The following is a 6,867-nucleotide window of genomic DNA, read 5'->3' as shown; positions in this document are numbered from 1 at the left end:
GTTCGTTTGTGGACTCTTCAAGAATCCCCCGGCTTTTAGCCGTGGGGAGTATCAATCGCGTTCCTCCTCCGGAAAAGATCGGACAGCACACCACACGAGAGTTCTGATAAAGCGCATCTATATCATCTACAAATCCAGGAAACTCAACACCTGGAACTTTTTTGTTGTAGCTGCGAATATTTTGCGGATAAGGTCCTGCAATAATTAACCTAGCATCCGGTATAGCTTTATAGATATCAGTCCACACTTGTTCGATGAGAAAGTTGGCGGCGTTCATGTTGGGAAAATAGTTGTAGCCTCCTATTAACAGCAAAGTGGGTTCTTGTGCAATCGGTTGTTGTTCTGGAATCGCAATTGCGTTGGGTACAGTCACAACATTGGGCAATCCTAAGCGTTTTGTCAGATAGCGGCGATCGCCGCTTGAACACACAAACGAGCAACGCGCCTTACGAATCGCTTGCATCTCACCCCAAAAACGCGCAGGTACTTGCAAGTAATACAGCTGCGTTGCAAGCCCAGTGGGTGGCTAGCGAATTTGGCGCATAAAACTGATATGTTCAATATCATCTAAATCAAGAAAAACAGGTGGCAAAGATTGCTGTACCTGCATCACTGCACTCATTGATGACAGCCGATGCACAAATATGGCATCTGGTTTTCGACTCAAACATTCCTCAAGTGCTTGCATCTGCTGCGGCGATATGAAAAAGTCTGACTGTTTGAAAAAGTTGAAAATGCCATCCCACTGCTGTCGCCACTTGGGGAGTGAGTTCTGTTCCTCCTTGGGGCAAAGAAATAGGTTAATCTTAGTTTGCCAGTGTTCGGAAAACGTGCGTTCTGTTTGGGCGATCGCCTCCAGAGAAACCTGTGTTTCTGGTGGCACAAAAAACAGCATGTCTATTTCACCAATCTCTTTGATGGCATCAATAAACAGTGACATGCGTTTGTATACACCTTGGGTGCAAGTGCTTAAATCACTAGGAAAGTGAATAGAGACGAATAAAATTCGCATTTTGAGGTTTGCAAAGTTCAGCAAATATATGTTCATTGCACCCCAAATAAGCACCTAGATTTTAACCTTTTTTAATCTCAAAGGTTTTGTTTGCCCCTGTTTTATGCTTGATAGAGGAAGATTCGGAAGAATTGATGATACCTTAAAAGGGGACTTGTAGATATGAAGTAATTTTTCACCCTTCAGCGTTAGGAGGAGTTCGATTGTGAATAAGTCAGCACTGATTACTCTCCCCTTGCTGGCATTTTTTATCCTACTGCCAGCAAGTACATCTACGTATGCCCAAGCTTCACCCAATCATGCTGCTATGATGCCCTCATTTAACCTGAGTTCGCAAAAATGGAAAAACCGAGTGCTGCTAGTCTTTGCTCCCTCCAGCAACAACCCTGCTTATCAACAGCAGATGCAAAAATTCCAAGGGCACAAATCAGCTTTTGTTGAGCGAGATTTGATTCTCGTTGAAGTCTTGACAGATGGAAACAGTTATGCAGATTCGCAGCAAATAGATCCTTCTTCAGCTGCTAGGCTGCGCGATCGCCTTCAAGTTGGCGCTCAAGATTTCCGCGTCATTTTGGTCGGTAAAGACGGCGGCGTCAAGCGTCGTCAAACGACTCCTGTCCAAGCCAAAGCCATTTTTGAGCAAATCGATGCGATGCCTATGCGACAGCAGGAAATGCAAAAACGAGGTAGCTAGAAGTTGAGTACTGCTTGTTGTTGCAACTGCAAGTCAACGTCGAATCAGGACTCGCTAACCTACTCTGGTATGATCTGCCATTGCTTGGAAAGCGGCTATCTCATAGAACTCACATCAGCCCTCAAACAGGGGGGCGATCAGTTTGCTGAGATCACCGCACCTAACCTATAGCCATCGACAGGTCATTTTTAGTTTTACCATAGAAAATATTGTTGTTTCTCATTCCTCAAATTGCACTATTATTGTAAATAAAGAAATAAAAATTAAATTTTTAAATAGAAATGAAAAGTAGTTGTATACATTCGTAACACTTACTGATTCCTTCTCTTCGCCACTCATTTAGGGTAACTACTTTTTCATTTAATGGAAAATAAACCCTTACTTATGTGTCCTACTACCTTGCCACTATAAGATTACCTATTTATTCTTCTTTACTCCTCGTTGGCGTTCTAGCCTGCGCCATTATGCTGCGCGTCTAAAGCGTTTTTGGCGGTATGCGCCAAGGGCGCACCCTACGCGAACGTTAAAAAATTAGGTATTCTTCCAGTGGGATAGGAGTACAAGAGTGCAGTTATCAGAAAAATGATGCAAAAGGCATCAATTAAAATTTTTTGACAATTCCATCTAATGCTGTTTGAAGCAAGCACCAGAGGGAAAACATAGTTTGGTACCCTGTAGGTTTTTCAGCCAATACTTCAGCAACGCTGCATGAAGTAATAAGGCTGCATCTACTGAGTAAACAACATACTTTTGGCTGTTGCGTCTTCGTAGCTCAAGACTTCTCATAGCTTAAGTAGCCGTAAATAGCTACGGTCTGCATCTTATTATTGGATGGAATTTTATCTTTTATTTTGTTTCCAGAGATTGAGAAATTTATCATTCCGCTGACTCTTATCTAGACCCTAAGAGCCAGAGTATTCTCAGAGTACTCTCAGGTTACGACCAATGTCACGGGTCGTTCAGTACTTGCTTGTCCAACTTAATACCTTAATCTTACTATAGTGAACACCTTATCTTCCCCGGTTTTAGAAGTACTAGAACCCCAGGCTGCATCTGCACCAATCATCAAGACTGACGCGCCGCCAAAAATTTCCAAGCAAGCCACAAGGACAAGCCTTAAGGCATCTACTATCGATGGTGTGTTAGCGACTATTTTTTCCAACATCACTGGCGGCGTATTGCTGATTAACTTCTTACTCCAACTAGGTGCCACCCCAGTAGAAATTGGTTTGCTGTCGTCAATTCCCATGCTGGTAAATTTTCTCCAACCACTGGGAGCTTATATTGCCGACAGCATGAAAAGTCGCCATTGGTACATTTTAGCAATTTTTGCACCTTCGAGACTACTGTGGCTGATTTTAGTCGGGGGCATTGCGTGGTTGGGCTGGTCTAATACTGCTTCACACGAACTTGTCACTTGGACGTTGGCAATCATCCTAATCACCAATATCTTAGGAGCTTTAGGGAGTTGTGCCTGGTTTAGCTGGATGGCTGCTTTGGTTCCTCAACGCTTACGAGGTCGCTATTTTGGAATTCGCAATAGTGCCGCTAGTTTGACTAATCTTGTTTGTGTGCCACTTCTCGGTTTTGCCATCTCAGCTTGGCCCGGTGGCTCAATCCAAGGTTACGGTGTGCTGTTGTTATTAGGAGTTGTCATTGGGCTGTTGAGTTTGGCATGTCAATTTTGGATGACGGATGTCAATCCACAAATAATCGAATATAGCAAAGCAAAGCCCCAACAACAGGAAAATGCTCGTAACCACCCTGAAAAACTCAATATTTTTCAAGATATCAATTTCTTAAAGTTTCTGCTCTATTTGGGATTGTGGATGTTTGCGTTCAACCTGAGCGCGCCATTTTTCAATCTTTACATGATGGAAAATTTGGCTTTGGATGTCAGCACAGTCACACTCTATACCAGTTTGGTAGCTGGAGCGAACTTAGTCATGCTAGTGTTCTGGGGAAGGTTAGCTGACCGGATTGGTAATCGTCCCTTGCTGTTGTTAGTCGGCATTGTGATAGCAGTCACACCTTTATTCTGGCTATTTGTTGGGTCTGATTCAGTTTCCGTATGGGTATGGCTACCGCTCATACACTTGGTCTGTGGCGGTTTTGGGGCAGCGACTGACTTGTCCATCACCAATATTCAAATGTCCCTGGCATCAGCAACTCGTCCTTCTCAATATTATGCGATCGCCGCAGCTGTTGCTGGAACGTGCGGTGGTTTGGGTTCAGCAGCTGGCGGCTACATAGCTGGGTTAGATATTATTGGTGGCTTAACAGGGTTATTTGCTCTTTCAGCTATTTTGCGATTGCTTGCTCTGATACCCTTGGTATTTGTGCAAGAACAGCGCAGTCTGTCTATTGTGCAACTGATGCGGAATATCATAAGCTTCAAGCCTCAAGAAGCGTCCTTTTCAACTGTGGAAATTGCAGCTGGGGTAGATTAACCGACTATCGAAGCCCATAACCCCACGAGGTAGTTTTAAATTTTCGCTTAATTGGGCAGAAGCCTCTCACTGACCCCAATGGGGAAGTGATGAGATGAATGCCCGAACAATCAGGGTGCGTCCCCCGATCAATATCAACCTTTATGTTGATGAGACAGCGGGGACAGCGCCCTGATTGTTAATCTCCGTGGTAGTATAACAGTAGTCCAAACCGCTAGTTGGCGGACGAGAGTAGCCGTGGTCAGCGAACTTGTCAAAGCGGAAGAATAAAAGGCTAGAGACCACACTGGACTTGGAGGCGAATACTGTAGTCTCCCGTAAGACAAAGTCCTAAATCAAAAGTTATTTGCCTGCGGAAGGCTGGGCGACTGCCGGGGTCTAGGCTTGACCTAGTAAAGGTGGAAACACCAGAGACGTTGTGTAAGACCAAGTTGTACTTGTACAAGGAGGCAACGGCGAGTGACACCGGAAGCCTACACTCACCCATGAGCGGGAGTGTAGGTACTTCACTAACCTAAATGGATGCCTAAGCCAGAGAGCTACCCTCCTAGCTTAGGCATCCATTTATTAATAGATATGAATTGTTAAACAACACACATTTTCCTTGCGTGGCAAGTGTAGTAGTTTGTATATAAATCATTACTTTACTTGCTCAGGAAATTTTCTTACCAATAGAAATGTTTGGTAAAAACTTTAATATGACAACCCGATTAATTAACCTTTCTATCATATCTACCACAGCTACCGCAGCATCACTGACAGCTTTAGTAGCGATTCTACCACCAGTTCAAGCGGTCACATTCGTTACTGAGCGCGCGGTTGTGGGAAGCAATGACCAAGTAGACTGGTCAAGTTTAGGTTCAGTGAATCCTTTGAATTTTTTACCCAACACCTTCTCAACAAAATCTGAAGGAGGTTTAGGGCTAAGTGTAGAAATACCCACAATTCCTGGTTTGACTCCGCCATTTGTCTTTCAAACTCTGCCTGAACCTGGAATTCCAACTAACTTTGCTAGCGGCGATTTCGTCCTTTTCACAGGTTTTCAACCAGGAGGTTTTCCTGCAGTTGGGAATCCTGGACCTTTGAGTATTACCTTCGATACGCCTGTTTTGGGCGCTGGTACTCAGATAACTGTAGACGATACTCCAGAATTTAGGGCGTTTATCTCAGCTTTTGATCAAGACAATAACTTGTTGGGGAACTTCTCCACAATTGGGACTTCCTCCTTAGCGTTAGATAATTCGGCTCTCTTCCTTGGTGTGAGCAGTGATACTCCCAATATCTCGCGACTGGTTTTTAGCACTTCTGTGCCAAACCGTGCTGTCGGAATCAATACCCTTAGCATTGCTGCTGTCCCGGAACCAACTTTCACTTTCGGTCTATTAGCCTTTGGTTGTTTGGGCACAGGTTTAACACTTAAGCGCAAACTAAATAAAACCATTTAAAAATGTAACTTTCAGGTAGGAATGATCGAGGTGGCTGAAGCTATCTCCCTACCAATGTTCAATCTTTCTGAATTATCGGACATATTGTATCTTCAGGCTTAGTTGCTAAACTGTCCCATCCTGACAATAATCCCCTTAATTCATGCCGCAAAGTCAATAACTGTTCAATTTGTCTATCAATCTCTGATATCTTATCTTTCAGCTTCTGTTGAATGTCATCACAAGCAGGTTTCCCTCCATCATAAACTTGGAGGATTTCGCCAATTTCTTGCAAGCTTAAACCAAGGCTCTGAGCGCGTTTAATAAAATAAAGACGGGTCAGCACATCAGATGAAAACTGACGAAACCCTCCCTCAGTTCGCCCTAAGGACTGAATTAAACCTAGACTTTCGTAATAGCGAATTGTCCTAATAGGAACTCCGCTTAAAGCTGTTACCTGACCTATTAAAAGCAGTTTCTTATCTTGAGTTAACACGGTATCTCCCTGTTTATACAGTTTTTTACGACATTTCTAGCAATCCTAATTCATGCGTGAAAATTATTTTGGTACGAACCACGTAGACACGAAGTGGCGTGCCGAACGCGAGTGCGTGTCCGTGTTTGACAAGGCTAGGACACATTACACGCGGAGCGGTGAGGCAGTGCACTCAATGACAGCAAACCCAAACCCAACAAAGCACAAAATAAAGCAGCAAGAATGAAATATGAAGTATCTAATACTTAACTGTATACTTCATTATTGAGAGAATATTATCTTTTCCTTAAGTTTTAGAAAAGAAGTGGCTTTGCCACTTCTAAGTAATTCCCAGGTAGAACCTATAAAACTAGTATAACTTTTATAATAAATTTAAATAGTATAGTTATACACTTATTAAGTGTTACTGATATGTTAGTTTTGTTTACCTTCGTAATGTTGCTGAGGCTGAATCCAGCGCATGACAGACTGACTCTATTTTCCTCCAAAAGTCAAGAAGACTGGCTCTTGGATATTATTGGTCTATTTTTTTAAGAAATTCTCATTGATGTTGTTTAAATGACGAAGAAAGAACTTAGAACCAGGGGAGTCAGCCCCTGAGTCCTTACGGACACGCTCCGCGAACGGGGAAGTCAAAAGTCAAAAGTCAAAAGTCAAAAGTAAGAACCCCATAAATAAATTTAGGGGCTTGTAACAAGGACGCCGTATTTGTCTTGCGCCTACTCGGTGAAATACATTTTTTCTTTTTCCATAAATAAATTTAGGGGCTTGTACCTTTTTCTTTCTGGTCA

Annotated in this window: 7 protein-coding genes; 3 read left to right on the top strand and 4 right to left on the bottom strand. The window is 43.0% G+C overall.

From position 1 onward, the window contains the following. A partial coding sequence (locus AACT52_RS09495) for a glycosyltransferase family 4 protein (protein WP_339374973.1) occupies positions 1-493 on the bottom strand: 493 nt, incomplete at its 3' end. 33 nt (positions 494-526) lie between these two features. Continuing rightward, a complete protein-coding gene (locus AACT52_RS09490) occupies positions 527-940 on the bottom strand; it encodes a hypothetical protein (RefSeq protein ID WP_233154264.1) in 414 nt (137 codons plus the stop codon). A gap of 277 nt (positions 941-1,217) precedes the next feature. On the opposite strand from AACT52_RS09490, the gene AACT52_RS09485 reads away from it, so the two are divergent. Further along, the gene (locus tag AACT52_RS09485) at positions 1,218-1,706 is read left to right on the top strand and encodes a DUF4174 domain-containing protein (protein WP_073636579.1); all 489 of its coding nucleotides are present in this window, start codon (positions 1,218-1,220) and stop codon (positions 1,704-1,706) included. 624 nt (positions 1,707-2,330) lie between these two features. On the opposite strand, the gene AACT52_RS09480 is transcribed toward AACT52_RS09485, so the two are convergent. Continuing rightward, positions 2,331-2,492 (bottom strand): hypothetical protein, encoded by a 162-nt coding sequence (locus tag AACT52_RS09480; protein WP_158055037.1) that lies wholly within the window; start codon positions 2,490-2,492, stop codon positions 2,331-2,333. Positions 2,493-2,707: 215 nt separating this feature from the next. Here AACT52_RS09480 and AACT52_RS09475 point away from each other — a divergent pair, with 215 nt between their 5' ends. Next, positions 2,708-4,156, top strand: coding sequence for an MFS transporter (locus tag AACT52_RS09475; RefSeq protein WP_073636578.1), 1,449 nt, complete (start codon positions 2,708-2,710; stop codon positions 4,154-4,156). Positions 4,157-4,854: 698 nt separating this feature from the next. Further along, positions 4,855-5,601, top strand: coding sequence for a hypothetical protein (locus AACT52_RS09470; RefSeq protein ID WP_073636580.1), 747 nt, complete (start codon positions 4,855-4,857; stop codon positions 5,599-5,601). Between the two features lie 58 nt (positions 5,602-5,659). On the opposite strand, the gene AACT52_RS09465 is transcribed toward AACT52_RS09470, so the two are convergent. Continuing rightward, entirely contained in the window at positions 5,660-6,076 is a 417-nt protein-coding gene (locus tag AACT52_RS09465) for a heavy metal-responsive transcriptional regulator (RefSeq protein ID WP_073636577.1), read from the bottom strand. Between the last annotated feature and the right edge of the window lie 791 nt (positions 6,077-6,867).

It is taken from the genome of Scytonema sp. HK-05 (assembly GCF_963872035.1).
Classification (GTDB): Bacteria; Cyanobacteriota; Cyanobacteriia; order Cyanobacteriales; family Nostocaceae; genus Kalymmatonema.
Note: the sequence above shows the minus strand (reverse complement) of the source record. Positions and strands in the feature narration are given on the sequence as shown.

Excerpts from the sequence above, each read along its gene's own strand:
- AACT52_RS09490 (WP_233154264.1), bottom strand. The coding sequence starts at position 940 with ATGTCACTGTTTATTGATGCCATCAAAGAGATTGGTGAAATAGACATG.
- AACT52_RS09480 (WP_158055037.1), bottom strand. The coding sequence starts at position 2,492 with ATGAGAAGTCTTGAGCTACGAAGACGCAACAGCCAAAAGTATGTTGTT.
- AACT52_RS09470 (WP_073636580.1), top strand. The coding sequence starts at position 4,855 with ATGACAACCCGATTAATTAACCTTTCTATCATATCTACCACAGCTACC.